The following is an 18,354-nucleotide window of genomic DNA, read 5'->3' as shown; positions in this document are numbered from 1 at the left end:
CAAGTCATTCCTTGAGTTGTACGATGACTGATCACTTCGCTGTGAAGCGGGTGGTATCGCTTTTCAAAACAACGGAGATGTCCATGTCTATTGCTCGCCGCCGCCTCGTCGGCTCCGCCTGCCTCGCCACGCTCGCGCTGGCCGCACCTCTTGCCGCGATGGCCCAGGCTGCTTGGCAGCCGACCAGGCCCATCAAGCTCATCGTGCCGTACCCGCCGGGTGGTTCCTCGGACATCATCGCCCGCGCCATCAGCCAGCCGCTGTCCGAAGCGCTCAAGCAGCCGGTGATCGTCGAGAACCGGCCCGGTGCCAACGGCAATCTCGGCGCCGACTTCGTCGCCAAGTCGGCCCCCGATGGCTACACGCTGCTGCTGTGCGACGTGGGTGCGCTGGCCATCAGCCCGTCGGTCTACACCAAGCTGCCCTTCGACCCGTCGAAGGACCTGCGCGGCGTGACCATGCTGGCCTATTCGCCCCACCTGCTGGTGGTGCATCCGTCGGTGAAGGCGAACAACCTCAAGGAACTCATCGCCCTGTCGAAGACCGGCGACCTGAACTTCGCCGTGACCGCCACCGGCAGCGCGCCGCACTTGGCCGGCGTGGCGCTGGAGCGCGCCAGCGGCGCCAAGTGGACCTACGTGCCGTACAAGGGAGGCGTCCAGGCCATCCAGGACACGGTGGCCGGCCAGACGCAGGTGCTGATGAACGGCATGCTCGCCACGCTGCCGCAGGTGCAGGGCGGCAAGCTGAAGGTGCTGGCCGTTTCCAAGGGCACCCGCATGCCGCTGATCGGCGACGTGCCGACCATCGCAGAGCAAGGTGTTCCGGGCTTCGAGTCCGGCACCTGGCAGGGCGTGCGCGTGGCCAAGGGCACGCCCGACGCCGTGGTGCAGCGCCTGAACAAGGAACTCATCACGGTCATTCGTGCCGCCGACATCCGCTCGCGCCTGGCCGGGCAGGGCGCCGAGGTCGTGACCATGGCACCGGCCGAGGAAGAGCAGTTCTTCAACAAGGAACGCGCGCGCTGGGCCAAGGTCGTGGCCGACGCCAACATCAAGCTGGACTGACCGGTCCCTCTCTTTTTCTCCCATCACAGGAAATGCGATGAATCCGCAAGAACTCAAATCCATCATGGGCTCCGGCCTGTTGTCCTTCCCGATCACGGACTTCGACGAACAAGGCGAATTCCGGCCGAAGACCTATGTCGAGCGCCTGGAGTGGTTGGCGCCTTACGGCGCGAGCGCGCTGTTCGCAGCCGGCGGCACGGGCGAATACTTCTCGCTCGCTGGCGAGGAGTACGGTCGCGTCATCAAGACGGCGGTGGATACCTGCCGCGGCAAGGTGCCGATCATCGCCGGCGCCGGCGGCCCGACCCGCACCGCCATCGCGCATGCGCAGGAAGCCGAACGGTTGGGCGCCCACGGCATCCTGCTGCTGCCGCACTACCTGACCGAAGCCGGCCAGGAAGGCCTGATCGCGCATGTCGAAGCCGTCTGCAAGAGCGTGAAGTTCGGCGTCATCGTCTACAACCGCGACCGCACCCGGCTCACCCCCAACTCGCTGGCCATCCTGGCTGAGCGCTGCCCCAATCTGGTCGGCTTCAAGGACGGCGTGGGCAACATCGAAACGATGTCCTCCATCTTCATGAAGATGGGCGACCGCTTCGCCTACCTGGGTGGGTTGCCTACGGCCGAGGTCTATGCGGCCGCCTACAAGGCACTGGGCACGCCGGTGTATTCGTCGGCGGTGTTCAACTTCATCCCGAAGACTGCGATGGATTTCTACAAGGCGGTGGCTTCCGACGACCTGCCGACGCAGCATCGTCTGCTGAAGGATTTCTTCATGCCCTACCTGGAAATCCGCAACCGCGTCGAAGGCTATGGCGTGAGCATCATCAAGGCCGGCGCCCGACTCGTGGGCCACGACGGTGGCCCGGTGCGCGCACCGCTGACCGACCTGAAGCCGAACGAGATGGAGATGCTCAAGGCACTCATCGACAAGCTCGGCCCGCAGTGAATATGCCCACCCCCGGAGCGGCTCACTTCGTGTAGCCGAATCCCCCTCAAGGGGGCAACACCAGCGGCCCGGCGAAGCCGGTTCCGCGGTGTTTCTGGTGAATGCAGTTCCAACCCAGAAAGAGAGACAAAAAATGCTGAAGAAACTGATCCTTATTGCCGCCGCTGCAACGGCCCTTGCCGGCTGCGCCGGCATGTCCCGCGGCAGCGGCGCAGCCGATGAACAGGCCGTGGCGGCTGCGGCCGAACGACTGCGCGTCGCCATGATCGACCCGACGCCGGCCGCGCTCAACGCGCTGGTGGCCGACGACCTGAGCTACGGCCATTCGGGCGGCAAGGTCGACACCAAGACCAGCTTCATCGCCGACCTGATGGACCGCAAGTCGGACTTCGTCACCATCGCCATCACCGACCAGACCATCAAGCTGGTCGACAACGTCGCGATCGTGCGCCACACGCTCACGGCCGACACCAACGACTCGGGTAAGCCGGGCAAGGTCAGCATCAAGATCCTCGGCGTCTGGCAGAAGCAGGGCGGCGACTGGAAGCTGCTGGCCCGCCAGGCGGTCCGCCCTCCGCAATGACAACACCCGTCGTCACCGAACTGCGCGTGGTCCCGGTCGCGGGCCACGACGGCATGCTGATGAACCTGAGCGGCGCGCACGGGCCGTTCTTCACGCGCAACCTGCTGATCCTCAAGGACAGCGCCGGCCACACCGGCGTGGGCGAGGTGCCCGGCGGCGAGAAGATCCGCCAGACGCTGGAAGACGCCCGCGACCTGATCGTCGGCCAGCCCATCGGCCGGCACAACGCGGTGCTCAACGCCATGCGCGCGCAGTTCGCCGACCGCGACAGCGGTGGCCGCGGCACGCAGACCTTCGACCTGCGCATCGCCATCCACGCGGTCACGGCCGCCGAGGCCGCATTGCTCGACCTGCTGGGCCAGCACCTGAACGTGCCCGTTGCCGCACTGCTCGGCGAAGGCCAGCAGCGCGATGCGGTGCAGATGCTCGGCTATCTCTTCTACGTCGGCGACCGGAAGAAGACCGACCTGCCGTACCGCAGCGAGCCCGAGGCGGACAACGACTGGTTCCGCCTGCGTCACGAAGAAGCCATGACGCCCGAGGCCATCGTGCGCCTGGCCGAGGCCAGCCACGCGCGCTACGGCTTCACCGACTTCAAGCTCAAGGGCGGCGTGCTGCGTGGCGAGGAGGAAGTCGAGGCGATCCGTGCGCTGCACGAGCGCTTCCCCGAGGCGCGCGTCACGCTCGACCCCAACGGCGGCTGGCTGCTCAAGGACGCGATCCGCCTCACGCGCGACCTGCACGGCGTGATGGCCTATGCCGAAGACCCATGCGGTGCCGAAGGCGTGTTTTCCGGCCGCGAGGTGATGGCCGAATTCCGCCGCGCCACCGGCCTGCCGACCGCCACCAACATGGTCGCCACCGACTGGCGCGAGATGGTGCACAGCCTGTCGCTGCAGTCGGTCGACATCCCGCTGGCCGACCCGCACTTCTGGACCATGGCCGGCTCGGTGCGCGTGGCGCAGCTGTGCCAGGCCTGGGGCCTGACCTGGGGCTCGCATTCGAACAACCACTTCGACGTGTCGCTCGCGATGTTCACGCACGTGGCCGCGGCGGCGCCCGGCAAGGTCACGGCCATCGACACGCACTGGATCTGGCAGGACGGCCAGCGCCTGACGAAGAACCCGCTGCAGATCGAAGGCGGCTACGTGCAGGTGCCCCAACAGGGCGGGCTGGGCGTGGAACTGGACATGGACGAGGTCGAGAAGGCGCACCAGCTGTACCTGAAGCACGGCCTCGGTGCGCGCAACGACGCGCAGGCCATGCAGTACCTGATCCCCGGCTGGCAATTCGACAACAAGCGGCCCTGCATGGTGCGCTGACGCGTTAATCTCGGCACCCACCGTTTCTTCCCAAGCCGAAGCGCGGTCGCTTCGGCTTTCTCACTTTTCACCACAAGGATCCGACATGCAACAACACGACAACCTGATCGGCGGCGAATGGAAGAAGGGCAACAGCTACAGCCCGAACCTGAACCCGTCCAACCTGGGCGACACCATCGCCGAGTACACGCAGGGCGACGCCAGCCAGGTCGACGCCGCCGTGGCCGCGGCCACCGCCGCTTTCCCGGCCTGGTCGACCAGCGGCATCCAGATGCGTTCCGACGCGCTCGACAAGATCGGCACCGAGATCCTGGCGCGCAAGGAAGAGCTGGGCACGCTGCTCGCGCGCGAGGAAGGCAAGACCAAGGCTGAAGGCATCGGCGAAGCCACGCGCGCCGGCCAGATCTTCAAGTTCTTCGCCGGCGAATGCCTTCGCCTGGCCGGCGAGATCATCCCGTCGGTGCGCCCGAACATCGGCGTCGAGATCACGCGCGAGCCGGTCGGCGTCGTCGGCCTGATCACGCCCTGGAACTTCCCGATCGCCATCCCGGCATGGAAGATCGCGCCGGCGCTGGCCTTCGGCAACTGCGTGGTGCTCAAGCCCGCCGACCTGGTGCCGGGCTCCGCCTGGGCGCTGGCCGAGATCATCAGCCGCTCGGGCATTCCGGCGGGCGTGTTCAACCTGGTGATGGGCCGCGGCAGCGTGATCGGCAATGCGCTGGTCGAGCACCCCGGCATCCACGCGATCAGCTTCACCGGCTCGGTCGGCGTCGGCCGCAACATCGCCGTGCAGTGCGTCAAGAGCCACAAGAAGGTGCAGCTGGAGATGGGCGGCAAGAACCCGCAAGTCATCCTGGACGACGCCGACCTGGCCCAGGCCGTCGAGCTCAGCGTGCAGAGCGCCTTCTATTCCACCGGCCAGCGTTGCACCGCGTCGAGCCGCCTGATCGTCACCCAGGCCATCTACCCGAAGTTCATCGAGGCGATGAAGGCGCGCATGGAAAAGATCAAGGTGGGCGACGCGCTCGCGCAGGGCACGGACATCGGCCCGGTGTCCAGTCAGAGCCAGCTCGACCAGGACCTGGAGTACGTGAAGATCGGCCAGGACGAAGGTGGCACGTTGGCGGCCGGCGGCCAGCGCCTGAAGCTGGACACCGAAGGCTTCTACATGTCGCCGGCGCTGCTGGTGGACACCGAGAAGACCGCGCGCATCAACCGGGAAGAGGTGTTCGGCCCGGTGGCGAGCGTGATCCGCGTGAAGGACTACGAAGAAGCGCTGGCCACGGCCAACGACACCGAGTTCGGCCTGTCGGCGGGCATCGCGACGACCAGCCTGAAATACGCCACCCATTTCAAGCGCCACAGCCAGGCCGGCATGGTGATGGTCAACCTGCCGACGGCGGGCGTGGACTACCACGTGCCCTTCGGCGGCCGCAAGGGCTCGAGCTACGGCCCGCGCGAGCAGGGCAAGTACGCGCAGGAATTCTTCACGGTCGTGAAAACGGCGTACACGCTGGCCTGATCACTGGACAGAACGTTCCGCGTTGAACGCCATGCCCGCTGCGCTTGCGCCGCGGGCATTTTTCATGGGCGTGGGTCTACCATCGCAGCGACCCCATGCTGCCCATCCTTTATTCCTTCCGCCGCTGTCCCTTCGCCATGCGTGCCCGCTTCGCGCTGCTGGTCAGTGGCACGGCCTGCGAGTTGCGCGAGGTGGTGCTGCGCGACAAGCCCGCTGCCTTGCGTGAAGCCTCGCCCAAGGCCACGGTACCGGTGCTGGTCGATGTCGACGGCACGGTGATCGACGAGAGCCTGGAGATCATGCAGTGGGCGCTGGCGCAGCGCGATCCGCAGGGCTGGCTCACGCCGTCGGCCGGCACGCTCGATGACATGCTTGCCCTCGTCGCGCAGTGCGACGGCGATTTCAAGCAGCATCTGGATCGCTACAAATACCCCAACCGTTTCGAAGGGGCCGACGCGTTGCAGCACCGGACCGAAGCCGGCGTCTTCCTCGATCGGCTGGAGGCGCGGTTGCGCGGGTCGCGCCACCTGTTCGGTGGCGCGCCCGCCCTGGCCGACATGGCCATCGCGCCCTTCGTGCGGCAGTTCGCGCAGGTTGATCCCGTGTGGTTCGCGACAACGCCATGGCCCCTGCTGCGGGCCTGGCTGTCCGCACTGACCGGGTCGCCGATGTGGGGCGCGATCATGTCGAAGTACGGGCCCTGGCGGCCGGGCGATGCCGTGGTGGTCTTTGCTGCGGACGCCTGATCGGTCGACTTCGCGCCCTGCGGGTCAGCGCCGCTGCACCGTCCCGGCGCGCCGCCACCAGGCGCGCATCCACAGCACCAGCGGGATCACGGCCAGGCCGGCGCACAGCAACCAGTAGCGGTCGCCGTTTTCCAGGTACGGCTGCATGGCGCGGCCCACCTGCGTGAGGTGCGGGCCGGCGACGCCGCGCAGCAGCACCTCGACGACGGCCTCCAGCATCATCTGGATGCCGATGATGAACAGGAGCACGGCGGTCAGACGGAACACGATGTGCGTGCGCCGGCTGGTCGCCAGCGCTTGCCAGGCGGCCGCCAGCAATGCGCAGGCGGCCAGGCCCAGCGCGACGCCCCAGGCCACGTCGTGCACCGTGTTCGCCGCTGCCACGAAACGGATGAGCAGGAAGGCCTCCAGCGCTTCGCGCAGCGCGCTGAACGCGACGAAACCCAGCACCGGGATGGCCGTGGCGCGCCGTGCGAACCAGTTGTCGAAGACCGAACTCGCATGGGCCCCGATGCCCGCCATCGACGCCATCGTGCCGCAGGACAGCAGCGCGACCGACAGGCCGAAGCCGCAGGTCAGGGCGATGTCCAGCCATTCGTTCATGCCGGTCTCCGGCAGCGTGGCCACGATGGCGGCCGCAGCAGCGAAGCCTGCGATCACGCCGATGGCGATCCAGGGCCCCAGCCCGGGTCGTTGTGCCTGGCGTGCCCATTCCCGCAGGGCAATGAGGATCAGCAGCAGTTCGATCGCCTCACGGCTGACGATCACGAAGGCCTGGAACATGGGGCAGAGCGCGGCGACGGAAAAGAAGGACGGCCCGATTCTGCCCGTGCCGGAATGCGGCCGTCATGCGGGTCCGGCGTTGAGCCGGCGCAGCGTGTCGGGGCGGCCGCGACTACGACGAGGTGCCGGTCGTCGCGAGATGCGCCCCGCAGTGCGCGCACACGGCACCGGCTTGCGCGGCGGCTGAACTGTCCCCGGTCGCGCTGTAGACACCGCGTGGACGTCCGTGGTGCGGCGCCCATTGACGTCGCACCAGGCCGGCGCTCTCGAGTGCCTTGAGCGCGCGATAGAGCGTCGACAAGGGCATGTCCTGGCCTTGGGTGAGGAGGGCCCGGTAGATCGTGTGCGCGTCGGGCTCGGGGGTGGGCATGGCGCGCAGCGTCGACAGCACGGCGTCGTGTTGCGCGCCGAGCCGTCCGGTGGTTGGGGAATGGCTGCGTGGGGACATGAGGCGGCGGGCATCCAAAGTGCAGGGCGGATGAAAAAATGCATAGAGTAGGACGACAGCGTACTACTGCAAAGTAGGGAAATCTTGGTTGGACAGTTGTATGTCCAATACAAGTAGCAAAGAAGAGTGGGTTATCAAGTGCTACTTTTGTCGCCAAACCCTATACTGCGTTCCGCATTCCCGGCAAGCCATTTGCGCTCCAGCGCGTAGCCAGCCTTCCACCCACCGCGACGCTTTTGGCGTTCGCGTTTTCATGGAGGCCCCCTTGGCTCGAAAATCCCGCCGCGCGCCTGCGCCCGCCGCTCCCGCTTTCCGCTCCCTCGCTGCACGATCGGTCGACGCAGCCACCGCATTTCCGCTTGGCGCGCTCATGCTGGCGGCCTCCGTCAGCAGTTGGGCGCAGACGCCGCCTGCGACGGGTGGGACACTCGGCACGGTGACCGTGACCGGGGAAGCCGAAACGCAGGGCAAGGACCAGATTCAGACCAAGAAGACCAGCATCGGCAAAGGCGTGCAGGACATTCGCGACGTGCCCCAGTCGATCACCGTGGTGACCGAGAAGCTGATCGACGACGTGAAGCTCGACACACTGCGCGACGCACTGCACTACACGGCCGGCATCACCTTCGCCGCCACCGAGAACGGCACCGACCAGGACATCCGGCTGCGCGGCTTCCCGATCGCCAGCACCGGCGACCTGATGATCGATGGCATGCGCGACCCGTCCCAGTACGACCGTGACACCTTCAATCTCGACCGCATCGAGGTGATGCGTGGTTCCGCCTCGATGCTGTTCGGCCGCGGCTCGACCGGCGGCGTGGTGAACCAGGTGAGCAAGAAGCCGCTGCTGGCCGACCAGACCGACGTCGTCGGCACCGTGGGCACCGGCGGCTACTACCGCACCACCGCCGACTTCAACATCCGTACCGGCGAAACCTCGGCGCTGCGCATCAACGCGATGTACAACAAGGCGGACAACGGCGGCGCGAACATCGACAAGAACGGCATCGCGCCGAGCTACAGCTGGGGACTGGGTACGGCGGACGAGTTCACCGTCGGTTTGTTCCATCTGAAGAACAACAATGTGCCGATGTCGGCCGTTCGTTACGTCAACGGCAGCCTGGCGCCGGTCAAGCCGGGCAAGTATTACGGCACCTCGGCAGACTTCGTCGACGGCGAGGCCAACTATGTGCACGGGGCGTGGAAGCACGCCTTCGCCAATGGTGGCGAGTTGCGTACGCAGGTGCGCAGCGGCGTGTTCGACCGGGCGCAATGGAGCACGGCGGTCGGTGCCTGCGGCGCGCGTCCGACCGCGGCGGGTGCCTGCCCGCCCAACACGCCTGCCGTCACCTCGCTTGACCCGGCGACCTTCCTCACGCGCAGCGGCCTGACACCGCGCAAGGACCGCTACAAGGCGACCTATGCGCAAAGCGACTACAGCCAGGCCTTCAACGCCCTCGGCATGAAGCACGAGCTGCTGACCGGCATCGACGCCTCGAAGGAAGAGGCGAATCGCTTCCAGAACAACGGCAGCACGCTCGGCACGCGTCCGTTCACGCAGGTCGGCACGCCCGACGACGGCGCCGGCCTGACCGGCACCGGCCTGTCACCGCAATGGCGCCATTCGAGCAACTACGACGCCAAGGCCTATGGCGTGTACCTGCAGGACTTGGTCCAGGTGGCACCGCAATGGAAGCTGCTCGGCGGCGTGCGCTACGACCACTTCTCTGGCGACTTCGAGCAGTTGGGCTATGCCACGGGCGCCAACGGCCGGCTGATCAGCACCACCAGCACGCACCTGTCGAATTCACCGTGGAGCTATCGCGGCGGCGTGCTGTTCCAGCCGACCGACACGCAGTCCTATCACCTGTCGTACGGCACCTCGTTCAACACCTCGGCCGACACCTACCAATACGTCACGCCGCAGAACGCCAACACGCCGCCGGAGAAGAGCCGCAACCTCGAACTGGGCGCCAAGCTCGACTGGCTGGGCGGCGCGCTGTCGACACGCGGCGCGATCTTCCGCACCGAGAAGTACAACGAGCGCACCACCGATTCCGACTTCGCCGGCTCGGCCTACACGCTGTCGGGCAAGCGGCACACCGCCGGCCTCGAGCTCGACGTGGTCGGCCGCCTGGGGCCGCAATGGGAGGTCTATTTCTCCTACACCTGGGTGCCGGTCGCGAAGATCGACCAGGCCGGCAGCGCTGCTGCCGCACAGGCCTCGGTGGGGCAGCGCGTCGGTCTCACGCCCAAGCAGTCGGGTGCCGTCTGGATCAGCTACCAGGCAACCTCGAAGATGCGCGTGGCGCTGGGCGCGCATGGCGCCACCGAAAACCGCCCGCTGACGGGTAACACCGGCGCCGCCTCTGCAACCGCCCGCGTGCCGGGCTACATGGTGGCCGATGCGATGTTCGAGTACAAGTTCACCCCGGATGTGTATGCGCAGATCAACGTCAACAACCTGAGCAACAAGGCCTACGGCGATCAGCTGTACCCGGGCTTCACCATCCTCGGTGCCAAACGCCAGGTGCTCGCCACGGTCGGCGTTCGCTTCTGATCGGGCTATCCTGCAACCATGCTGCTGCACGTCAAACAGGTGCTCACACCCGAGGAGCTGCGAGAGGCCCGGGCGATCCTGGCCGACGCCCCCTGGGGTGACGGCCGGATCACCGCGGGCAGCCAGTCCGCGCTGGCCAAGAACAACGAGCAGTTGCAGGAGGATTGCGACGAAACCCGTGCGGTGCAGCGCCTGTTGCTGCGGGGGCTGGAGCGGCACCAGGTGTTCTTCTCGGCAGCACTGCCCAAGCAGATTTCGCCACCGCTCTTCAACCGCTATGGCGGCGCGTCCAATGCGTTCGGCAACCACGTCGACAGTTCCGTGCGCTTCCTGCGCGACGGTTCGGGCCGGGTCCGTACGGACATCTCGTGCACGCTCTTCCTGAGCGACCCGGCCGACTACGACGGCGGCGAACTGGTCATTGAAGACACCTACGGCGAGCAACGCGTGAAGCTGGCCGCGGGTGACATGGTGATGTACCCCGGCACCAGCGTGCACCGGGTGACACCGGTCACGCGGGGCTTTCGCGTCGCGAGTTACTTCTGGATCCAGAGCATGGTCCGCAGCGACGAACAGCGCCGCCTGTTGTTCGACATGGACAACCATCTGCGTCACCTGCGCAGTTCCTATGGCGAGACCGATCCGGGCGTGATCGGCCTCACCAGCACGTACCACAACCTGCTGCGCATGTGGCTCGACGTCTGAGCGCTGCGCGGCCTTCCCTGCATCGAGGTTCATCCATGACCGTTGTCTCCCGGCTCCTGCGCATCGTCGTCGGCGCCATCGTTCCGCTGTCGTTCGCCGGCGTTGCGGCCGCGCAGTACGTTGACCACAACGCCGTCAAATGCGAAGCCGTGGCCAAGGAAGAAATGAAGCCGCAGATGGAGCTGCAGAAGAAGCTGGTCTCGGAGGGCTGGAAGGTCCGCCAGGTCAAGAACTTCAACGGCTGCTACGAGGTGTACGGCTTCGACACCAGCGGCCGCCGCGTCGAGGCCTTTTTCGACCCGAAGACCTTCGCCAAGGTCGGCGAGATCAAGCAGCCCGAGTGAGCCTGCCCCCGCCCGGCACGGTCCGCGTCTGGGACCTCGCGCAGCGCCTGATGCACTGGGGCCTCGCGGCCTCGGTAGCGCTGGCCTGGTGGGCGGGCGAGTCGCGCCTGGCGCTGCATCTGTGGGCCGGCTACACCGCCCTGGGCGTGATGCTCGCGCGCGGCGTCTGGGGCCTGGCGGGCAGCCGCCACGCGCGCTTCGCCAGCTTCGTGTGCGGCCCGCGCGTCGTGTTCGGCTACGCCGGCAGGCTCCTGCGCGGGAACGCACCGCGCGTGCTGGGCCACAACCCGCTCGGCGGCTGGATGATCGTGCTGTTGCTGCTCTGCGTGGGCATCGTCTGCGTCTCCGGCATCCTGTACACGACCGACCGTTTCTGGGGCCTCGGATGGCTCGAACTCACGCACCGCATCTCGGCCTGGACCCTCGTGGGCCTGGTGGCTATTCACCTGTTCGGCGTGGCCTTCATGAGCTGGCGCCACCGCGAAAATCTCGTCGCCGCCATGTGGAGCGGAAGGAAGCGTTCGACCGAACGCTAAGATGTGTGCGCCGAAGCGGGGGTATTTCGTGGCGATGACCGACGAGCAGATCATGTCTTTGGTCGACCGGGCGGTCGACGGATTCCAGGGTGAGTTGAACGATCTCGAGAGCGCGATCGGGATGCTGATCATCGGGCGCCACTACGGCTGGCGCGTGCTGCTGCTCATCCACAGCCCGGCCACGGTGCGCAAATACACCAAGCTCCTGGGCCTCAAGAACCTCCGCGAAGCCCTGCCCGAAGTCGGCGTGTTGGCGCACCGTTCCAACGCCTGGCGCCTGCTCGACGACAGCAAGAACTTCTGGAAGGTCGTGCGCGGCCAGATCGCCGGCATCCGCAGTTCGAAGTCGGAGACGCCGCCGCGCTAACGCGGCCGTCGCAGCCACAGGCGGTCCACCGCCTCGAACACCAGTTCACTCAGCAAGGCCAGTGCCGCCGCCGGCAGCGCACCGGCCAGCAGCAGTTGCCGGTCGTTCAGCGCCAGCCCGGTGACGATGCGTTCACCGAAGCCGCCCGCGCCGACGAAGGCGGCGATGGTCGCGGTGCCGATCGCGATCGTCGTGGCGGTCCGCACGCCCGCCAGCAGCGTCGGCATGGCGAGCGGCAGTTGCACCAGTCGCATGCGTTGCGCCGATGTCATGCCGAGCGCCGTGCCGGCCTGCCGCAGCCCCTGCGGCACCTCGGCCAGGCCGGTGACGGTGTTGCGCATGATGGGCAGCAGCGCGTAGAGCGTGAGCGCGATGAGTGCGGGCAGCGTGCCGATGCGGCCGATCAGCGAGATCAGCACCGCCAGCAAGGCGAGCGAGGGCACGGTCTGCATCAGGCCGGCGATGCCCAGCACCACGGCGCGGGTGCGTGCATGCGAGGACACCCACACGGCCAGCGGCACGCCGACCAGAATCGCCAGGCCGACCGACACCGCCACCAGCAGCAGGTGCTGGCGCGTGAGCCGCCCCAGGTCGCTGCCGAGCAGCTTCGCCAGGAAGCCGCGTTGGCCCGCCGAGGCTTTGCCGCCGGCGAGGAAGTCGCGGGCGATGGTGTCGAAGGCCGTGCCTTGCAGTTCGGCACGCGCGTTCATCGCGATCATGGCGCGCTCGTCGATGCGGCCTTCGAGCGTCTGCAGCGCGGCCCAGGCGGCCGGCTGCTTTGTCGGCAGGTCCAGGCGGTACAGCAGCACCGCGTCGTAGCGCGGGAAGTAGCCGCGGTCGTCCTGCAGCACGCGCAGGCCGAGGTGGTCGATCTTCGCGTCGGTCGTGTAGATGTCGATCACGTCGACCTGCTGGGCCGCGATGGCGTCGTAGGCCAGGCCGTGGTCGAGGCCGGTGGGCTTCTGCGTGAAGCCGTAGCGCGCGGCCAGGCCCTGCCAGCCGTCGGCACGGCCGAGGAATTCGTTCGACAGTCCCAGCGTCAGTTCGGGGTGCCGGGCTAGGTCGCTGAGCGTGGCGAGCTTCAGGCGGTCGGCGTCGGCGTTGCGCATCGCGAGCGCATAGCCGTCGTTGAAGCCGAGCGGCACGGCCACGCCGAGGCCCAGCGGCGCGAGCCGCGCATTCATCTCGGCGGGCGTCATCGTGGCGCTGCCCTGCAGGATCTCGAGCGCGATGGTGCCGGTGTATTCCGCGTACACGTCGATGGCGCCGGAGCGCAACGCCTCGTACACGATGGCCGTGTTGCCCAGGCCTTGGCGGACCACGGGTGCGACGCTTGTATGGGGTGCGGCTGTCTTCGCCAGCACCTCGGCCAGGATGTACGACTCGGTGAAGCGCTTCGACCCGATGCGCAGTGGCTCGTCCTGCGCGCGTGCAGCGCCTGTGCCCACGAGCATCGCCAGGAAGAGCAAGGGGAGCAGCGCCGACCGCCAGGCGCGCTGGAGCGGGTGCGGCAGCAGCATGCGGTCAGTGTATCGGTCAGGCCGCCTTCCTACAGCCGGTCGTGCGCAGCGCCGATGGGCCGGCCCCGCGTGCGCGGCGACAGTCGATGGACGGCGACGCCGACAGGCGACCTCGACCCTTTCCCACTTTTTTCGAAAGAGCCCATGGCCCCCAAGACCGTGCCGCCCCATCTTGCCGATGCCCACGGCGCCCGTGAACTTCCTGCCGTGATCGTCGACGGCTACAGCCTGCAGTTGCGCGACAAGACCGGCTTCGCCGGCGATGCCGCCAGCCAGACCGCCTTTCGCGCGCTGCTGGCGCAGTGGCGCAAGCGCCGGCGCCAGAAGGGCGAGGACGACCCCTTCGGCGATGTCGCATCGCGCGACCTCAGCAAGAAGGCGCTCGACCGCGTGCTCAGCCGCAAGCGCGCGTCCGAAGGTGCCGACTTGCTGGAAGGCGCGATCGAGGAGTTCGCCGAGGAACTGGCCCATGTGGTGCGACGCTTCCTGCGCGAGCCCTCCTGGGACAAGGTCCAGCGCATCGTGATCGGTGGCGGCTTTCCCGAGAGCGACGTGGGCGAGCGCGCCATCCTGCAGGCCGCGATGATCCTGCAGCACATGAAGGTCAAGGTGCCGATCGCGCGCCTGTCGCACGAGGTCGACGACGGCGGCCTGATCGGCTGGGTGCACCTGGTGCCGCCGGACATGCTGGCGGCGCACGACGCGATCCTCGCGGTCGACATCGGCGGCACCAACCTGCGCTGCGGCATCGTGAAGACGCGGCGCAAGAAGGCCGAGGACCTGTCGCTGGCCAAGGTGGTCAAGCGCATGAAGTGGCGCCACGCCGACGACAAGCCCAGCCGGCGCGGCTTGCTCGAGCGGCTGTCGGAAATGCTGCAGGTGCTCATCGACGAATGCGAACGCAAGGAGATCCGCCTGGCGCCCTTCGTCGGCATCGCCTGCCCGGGACGCATCCGCGACGACGGCTCCATCGCACGCGGCACCCAGAACCTGCCGGGCGACTGGGAAAGCGACACCTTTCACCTGCCCAGCGAGCTGAGCAAGAAGCTGCCGACCATCGGCGGGGCGCCGACCACGGTGCGGCTGCACAACGACGCCGTGGTGCAGGGCTTGAGCGAACTGCCTTTCATGCAGGACGTGAACCACTGGGCCGTGCTCACCATCGGCACCGGCCTGGGTAACGCGAGCTACACCAACACGCCCGGCCGGCTGGCGCGCCTGCAGAAGCAGGAGGCCGCCGAGCGGGCCGCCAAGGCCGTCAAGGCGGAGCAGGCCGAGCGGGAAGCGAAAGCGGCCAAGGCCGCCAAGGCGGCAAGGACTGCGAACGTCGGAAAGGCCGTGAAGGCGGTGAAGGCCGCGAAGACCGTGAAGGGCACGCAGGGCCTGAAGCGTTGAGCCTTACAGCTGGAAGGCGACGGTCAGTAGCAGCCCTTCGGCCAGGTCGCGCAGCAGGCCGGGCCGCCGCGCGCGGTAGGGCTCGCCGGCCGACGCGGTGGTCTCGATCCACTGCGCCAGCCAGTCGATGGCGGTGCGGCCGTAGAACACCACCGCGGCTTCGTGGTTCAGCAGCAGGCTGCGCAGGTCGAGGTTGATCGAGCCGCACATCGCCAGCTCTTCGTCGACCACCACAGCCTTGGCATGCGCCATGAAGGGCAGCATGCGGAAGGTCACGCCGGCGCCGGCCAGGTCGCGCATGGCCCGCGCACGCACGAAGTCGGTGAGCCGGTGGTTCGAGCGCGAGGGGATCGCGATGGTCACCTGCACGCCGCGCCGCGCCGCCAGCCGCAGCGCATTGCGCAGCCCGTCGTCGGGCACGAAGTAGGGCGTGACCGCGAGGATGCGGTGCTCGGCGCGAAAGCACGCGTCGATGAGCAGGGCGTGCGCCGTGTCCTCGGTCTGGTCGGGGCCACTCGGCAGGAACTGCGCGAGCGCGCCGTCATCGGGGGTGTCGTGTATCGGCGCGATCTCGCGCGGCGTGTCGTCGCGCACCGAGCACCAGTCGTGCTCGAACTGCCGCGCCGCCGCTTCGGCCACGCTGCCGGTCAGGTCGAAGGAGAGGTCGCGCCACGGCACCGGGTAGGCATCGTTGCCGGTGAAGTACTCGCCCGCCAGGTTGCGCCCGCCGGACCACAGCCGCGTGTCGTCGGCGATCACGAGCTTGCGGTGGTTGCGCAGGTTGCGCGGCCCGCTGCGGCGCAGGCCGAAGAAGGGGCGGAACACCGCGACCTGGCCGCCGGCCGCGCGCAGCGCGTCGAAGTGATGCGGCGGCAGCGTCAGCGCGCCGAAGCCGTCGAGCAGCACGCGCACCCGCACGCCTTCGCGCGCGCGTCGCGCCAGGCGCACCACGACTTCATGGCCGAGCGCGTCGTCGCCGATGATGAAGGTGCAGATGTCCAGGCGCACGCGGGCGGCGTCGATCACCTGCCACAGGGCGTCCCGCGCGGCAGCGCCGTCGGCATGGAAGCGCGGCGCGCAGCGCCCGGGGGCGGGCAGGCCGAAGCTTTCGATCAGCTCGGCCGCCCAGTGGCCGGCCGGCAGGCTGCGCGGCGAGCGCGGCGGGCCCACCGGGCGCAGCTTGCGCTGGCCGAACAGAAGGTAGACCGGCAGCGTGAAGTAGGGCAGCAGCAGCATGCCCATGACCCAGGCGATCGCGGTGGTGGGCGCGCGCTGCTCGCGCCGCGTGCGCGTGGTGAGCACGTAGACCAGCAGGCCGACCGCGACCACCAGGAAGTGCTGCGAGGGCGAGGGCAGCCAGTCGAGCCAGTCGTCGATGCGGTTCACGGGGCGCGGTGCGATTGGAGGAAGCGCGGCACCGGTCGGCCCTGCGAGGCCAGGAACGCCATCATCGGCCCGACCACCGCCCGCACCGCCGGGCGCTGTCCGACGCGTTCGCGCCAGGCCACGAGGCGCGGCGTGGCGTCGGTCATTCCGGCACCCTTGCGGTCCGCGAACACGTGCGCCATGTACAGGGCGATGTCGGCGTAGGAGTAGCTGCCGGCGAGGTGCTCACGATCGGCCAGCAAGGCGTCCATCGCCTCGTAGTGCCGGGCGCAGGCCGCACACGCGGCGACGGCCGGGGCGCTCTGCATGGCGTCCTGCAAACCGAAGAGCCGGACGACGTTCGGGAAGAACACCTCGTCGGCCAGGTGCTCGAGCTGGCGCGCCTGCGCCCGCGCCGCCCCCCCGGTCGGCCACAGGGCGGGTTGCGGTTTCAGGTCCTCGAGGTACTCGAAGATCTGGGTCGAGTCGAAGAGCTCGACCGCACCGTCGATCAGTACCGGCACCTGCTGCTTCGGGTTGATGCGCAGCACCTCGGGGTGCCGCGGCTGGTAGCGGTCGTCCCGGTCGAAGGGCACCATCACCTGCTCGAAGCTCAGACCTTTCTCGCGCACCGCGATCTCGGCCTTGGCGCCGAACATGCTGAGGGGGCCGGTAAACAGTTGCATGGGGTCTCCTCCAACCCCGTGTTTTACCAGCGCGGGCGGGTCGGGCGTCGCCCCAGACCTTGCGTGCCGTCTCGATCGCCAGGCGCCGCCGGGCGCGCTGCGCGGCTGCGCGATGACCGCGCACGCGGTGTGAAGATCGCGCAGAATGCCCCGTCCGCGACGCGCGCCTAGGTGATTGCCGGAGCACGCGGTGGCGTTTCATCTGGCCACAATGATGGGAAACGGCATTCCACCAACCGGAGACAAAGACATGCAACGACGCCACCTCGTCCAGGCCGCCGGCCTGGCCGCCATCGCCCTGGCCGCGCCGCTCGCCGCCCAGGCGCAGACGACGCCCTTCAAGATCGGGCTGATCCTGCCGATGACCGGCCAGCAGGCGTCGACCGGGCGGCAGATCGAGGCCGCGGTCAAGCTCTACATCGCGCAGAACGGCGACACGGTGGCCGGCCGCAAGATCGAGGTGATCGTCAAGGACGACGTCGCCACACCCGACGTGACCAAGCGCCTCGCGCAGGAGCTGGTGGTCAACGAGAAGGTCAATGTGCTGGCCGGTTTCGGCGTGACGCCGGCGGCGCTGGCCGCCGCCCCGATCGCCACGCAGTCGAAGACGCCGCTGGTCGTGATGGCGGCGGCCACGTCGAGCATCACCGAGGCCTCGTCGTACATCGTGCGCACCAGCTTCACGCTGCCGCAGGTGTCGGTGGCCATGGGCGACTGGGCGCCGAAGAACGGCGTGAAGTCGGTGGTGACGCTGGTGTCCGACTACGGCCCGGGCAACGACGCCGAAAAGTTCTTTGCCGAGCGCTTCCAGCTCAACGGCGGCAAGGTGATCGACAAGCTGCGCGTGCCGCTGCGCAACCCCGACTTCGCGCCTTTCCTGCAGAAGGTGCGCGACGCCAAGCCCGACGCGCTCTTCGTCTTCGTGCCCTCGGGCGCCGGTGCCGCCGTCATGAAACAGTTCCTGGAGCGCGGCATGGACAAGGCCGGCATCAAGCTCATCGCCACCGGCGACGTGACCGACGACGACCAGCTCAACGACATGGGCGACGGCGCGCTCGGCGTGGTCACCTCGCACCACTACTCGGCGGCGCACCCGTCGGCGGCGAACAAGAAGTTCGTCGAGGCCTTCCAGAAGGCCAACAAGAACATGCGCCCCAACTTCATGGCCATGGGCGGCTACGACGGCATGCGCGTCATCTACGAAGCCCTCAAGGCCACCGGCGGCAAGGGCGACGGCACCACGCTGCTGGAGAAGATGAAGGGCCAGATCTTCGAGAGCCCGCGCGGCCAGGTGCTGATCGACGCGCAGACCCGCGACATCGTGCAGGACGTGTACCTGCGCAAGGTCGAGAAGAAAGACGGCCAGCTCTACAACGTCGAGTTCGACGTGATCAAGGCGGTGAAGGACCCCGGCAAGAACAAGCAGTGATGCCAAGTACGCCGAGGTCTTTTCGTG

General features: G+C 67.9%; 18 protein-coding genes. 13 read left to right on the top strand and 5 right to left on the bottom strand.

The annotated features are described in order from the left end of the window. Window positions 1–83 precede the first annotated feature (83 nt). The 6 genes from QTH86_RS10715 to QTH86_RS10690 all read left to right on the top strand — a co-directional run bounded on the left by QTH86_RS10715 (window position 84) and on the right by QTH86_RS10690 (window position 6,189). Window positions 84–1,067: a Bug family tripartite tricarboxylate transporter substrate binding protein gene (locus QTH86_RS10715; RefSeq protein ID WP_286644708.1), complete on the top strand. Its 984-nt coding sequence runs from the start codon at window positions 84–86 to the stop codon at window positions 1,065–1,067. 37 nt (window positions 1,068–1,104) lie between these two features. Beyond that, window positions 1,105–2,016, top strand: coding sequence for a 5-dehydro-4-deoxyglucarate dehydratase (kdgD, locus tag QTH86_RS10710; protein WP_286644709.1), 912 nt, complete (start codon window positions 1,105–1,107; stop codon window positions 2,014–2,016). Window positions 2,017–2,149: 133 nt separating this feature from the next. After that, window positions 2,150–2,599, top strand: a complete 450-nt coding sequence (locus QTH86_RS10705; protein WP_286644710.1) for a nuclear transport factor 2 family protein — start codon at window positions 2,150–2,152, stop codon at window positions 2,597–2,599. Then, window positions 2,596–3,921, top strand: a complete 1,326-nt coding sequence (gene gudD / locus QTH86_RS10700) for a glucarate dehydratase (protein ID WP_286644711.1) — start codon at window positions 2,596–2,598, stop codon at window positions 3,919–3,921. Before QTH86_RS10705 ends, gudD begins: the two co-directional genes overlap by 4 nt. An 85-nt stretch (window positions 3,922–4,006) precedes the next feature. Next, the gene (locus QTH86_RS10695; protein WP_286644712.1) at window positions 4,007–5,443 is read left to right on the top strand and encodes an aldehyde dehydrogenase family protein; all 1,437 of its coding nucleotides are present in this window, start codon (window positions 4,007–4,009) and stop codon (window positions 5,441–5,443) included. Between the two features lie 95 nt (window positions 5,444–5,538). Next, window positions 5,539–6,189, top strand: a complete 651-nt coding sequence (locus QTH86_RS10690) for a glutathione S-transferase (protein ID WP_286644713.1) — start codon at window positions 5,539–5,541, stop codon at window positions 6,187–6,189. 24 nt (window positions 6,190–6,213) lie between these two features. Here the strand turns inward: QTH86_RS10690 and QTH86_RS10685 are convergent, their stop codons facing one another. After that, window positions 6,214–6,972, bottom strand: coding sequence for a hypothetical protein (locus QTH86_RS10685; protein WP_286644714.1), 759 nt, complete (start codon window positions 6,970–6,972; stop codon window positions 6,214–6,216). A 112-nt stretch (window positions 6,973–7,084) separates the two neighbouring features. Then, complete coding sequence (locus tag QTH86_RS10680) at window positions 7,085–7,420, bottom strand: transcriptional repressor (RefSeq protein ID WP_286644715.1); 336 nt, start codon at window positions 7,418–7,420, stop codon at window positions 7,085–7,087. A 370-nt stretch (window positions 7,421–7,790) separates the two neighbouring features. Between QTH86_RS10680 and QTH86_RS10675 the strand changes: the two genes are divergently transcribed. The 5 genes from QTH86_RS10675 to QTH86_RS10655 are packed head-to-tail and all read left to right on the top strand — an operon-like array spanning window position 7,791 to window position 11,932. Beyond that, entirely contained in the window at window positions 7,791–9,980 is a 2,190-nt protein-coding gene (locus tag QTH86_RS10675) for a TonB-dependent receptor (RefSeq protein WP_286644716.1), read from the top strand. An 18-nt stretch (window positions 9,981–9,998) separates the two neighbouring features. Continuing rightward, window positions 9,999–10,685, top strand: a complete 687-nt coding sequence (locus tag QTH86_RS10670; protein ID WP_286644717.1) for a Fe2+-dependent dioxygenase — start codon at window positions 9,999–10,001, stop codon at window positions 10,683–10,685. A gap of 35 nt (window positions 10,686–10,720) precedes the next feature. Next, window positions 10,721–11,029 carry a PepSY domain-containing protein gene (locus tag QTH86_RS10665; protein ID WP_286644718.1) on the top strand — a complete coding sequence of 103 codons (309 nt, stop codon included), beginning with the start codon at window positions 10,721–10,723 and terminating at the stop codon, window positions 11,027–11,029. Further along, window positions 11,026–11,565, top strand: a complete 540-nt coding sequence (locus QTH86_RS10660; protein ID WP_286644719.1) for a cytochrome b/b6 domain-containing protein — start codon at window positions 11,026–11,028, stop codon at window positions 11,563–11,565. The genes QTH86_RS10665 and QTH86_RS10660 overlap by 4 nt, the downstream gene beginning before the upstream one ends. 52 nt (window positions 11,566–11,617) lie before the next feature. Beyond that, window positions 11,618–11,932, top strand: coding sequence for a hypothetical protein (locus QTH86_RS10655; protein ID WP_286644720.1), 315 nt, complete (start codon window positions 11,618–11,620; stop codon window positions 11,930–11,932). On the opposite strand, the gene QTH86_RS10650 is transcribed toward QTH86_RS10655, so the two are convergent. Then, a complete protein-coding gene (locus QTH86_RS10650; protein ID WP_444813677.1) occupies window positions 11,929–13,452 on the bottom strand; it encodes an ABC transporter permease/substrate-binding protein in 1,524 nt (507 codons plus the stop codon). The two genes, QTH86_RS10655 and QTH86_RS10650, sit on opposite strands and share 4 nt — an antisense overlap. Before the next feature lie 144 nt (window positions 13,453–13,596). Here QTH86_RS10650 and QTH86_RS10645 point away from each other — a divergent pair, with 144 nt between their 5' ends. Then, window positions 13,597–14,847, top strand: a complete 1,251-nt coding sequence (locus tag QTH86_RS10645; protein ID WP_286644721.1) for an ROK family protein — start codon at window positions 13,597–13,599, stop codon at window positions 14,845–14,847. Window positions 14,848–14,850: 3 nt separating this feature from the next. Here QTH86_RS10645 and QTH86_RS10640 read toward each other — a convergent pair whose 3' ends face one another. Next, window positions 14,851–16,233, bottom strand: a complete 1,383-nt coding sequence (locus QTH86_RS10640; protein WP_286644722.1) for a phospholipase D-like domain-containing protein — start codon at window positions 16,231–16,233, stop codon at window positions 14,851–14,853. Next, entirely contained in the window at window positions 16,230–16,898 is a 669-nt protein-coding gene (locus tag QTH86_RS10635; RefSeq protein WP_286644723.1) for a glutathione S-transferase family protein, read from the bottom strand. The genes QTH86_RS10640 and QTH86_RS10635 overlap by 4 nt, the downstream gene beginning before the upstream one ends. A gap of 250 nt (window positions 16,899–17,148) precedes the next feature. On the opposite strand from QTH86_RS10635, the gene QTH86_RS10630 reads away from it, so the two are divergent. Continuing rightward, window positions 17,149–18,327, top strand: a complete 1,179-nt coding sequence (locus tag QTH86_RS10630) for an ABC transporter substrate-binding protein (protein WP_286644724.1) — start codon at window positions 17,149–17,151, stop codon at window positions 18,325–18,327. The last annotated feature ends 27 nt before the right edge of the window (window positions 18,328–18,354 follow it).

The organism is Variovorax sp. J2L1-78 (assembly GCF_030317205.1).
In the GTDB taxonomy this organism is placed as follows: Bacteria; Pseudomonadota; Gammaproteobacteria; order Burkholderiales; family Burkholderiaceae_C; genus Variovorax; species Variovorax arabinosiphilus.
The sequence above is the reverse complement of the archived record's forward strand: the minus strand, read 5'-3'. Positions and strand labels throughout refer to the sequence as shown.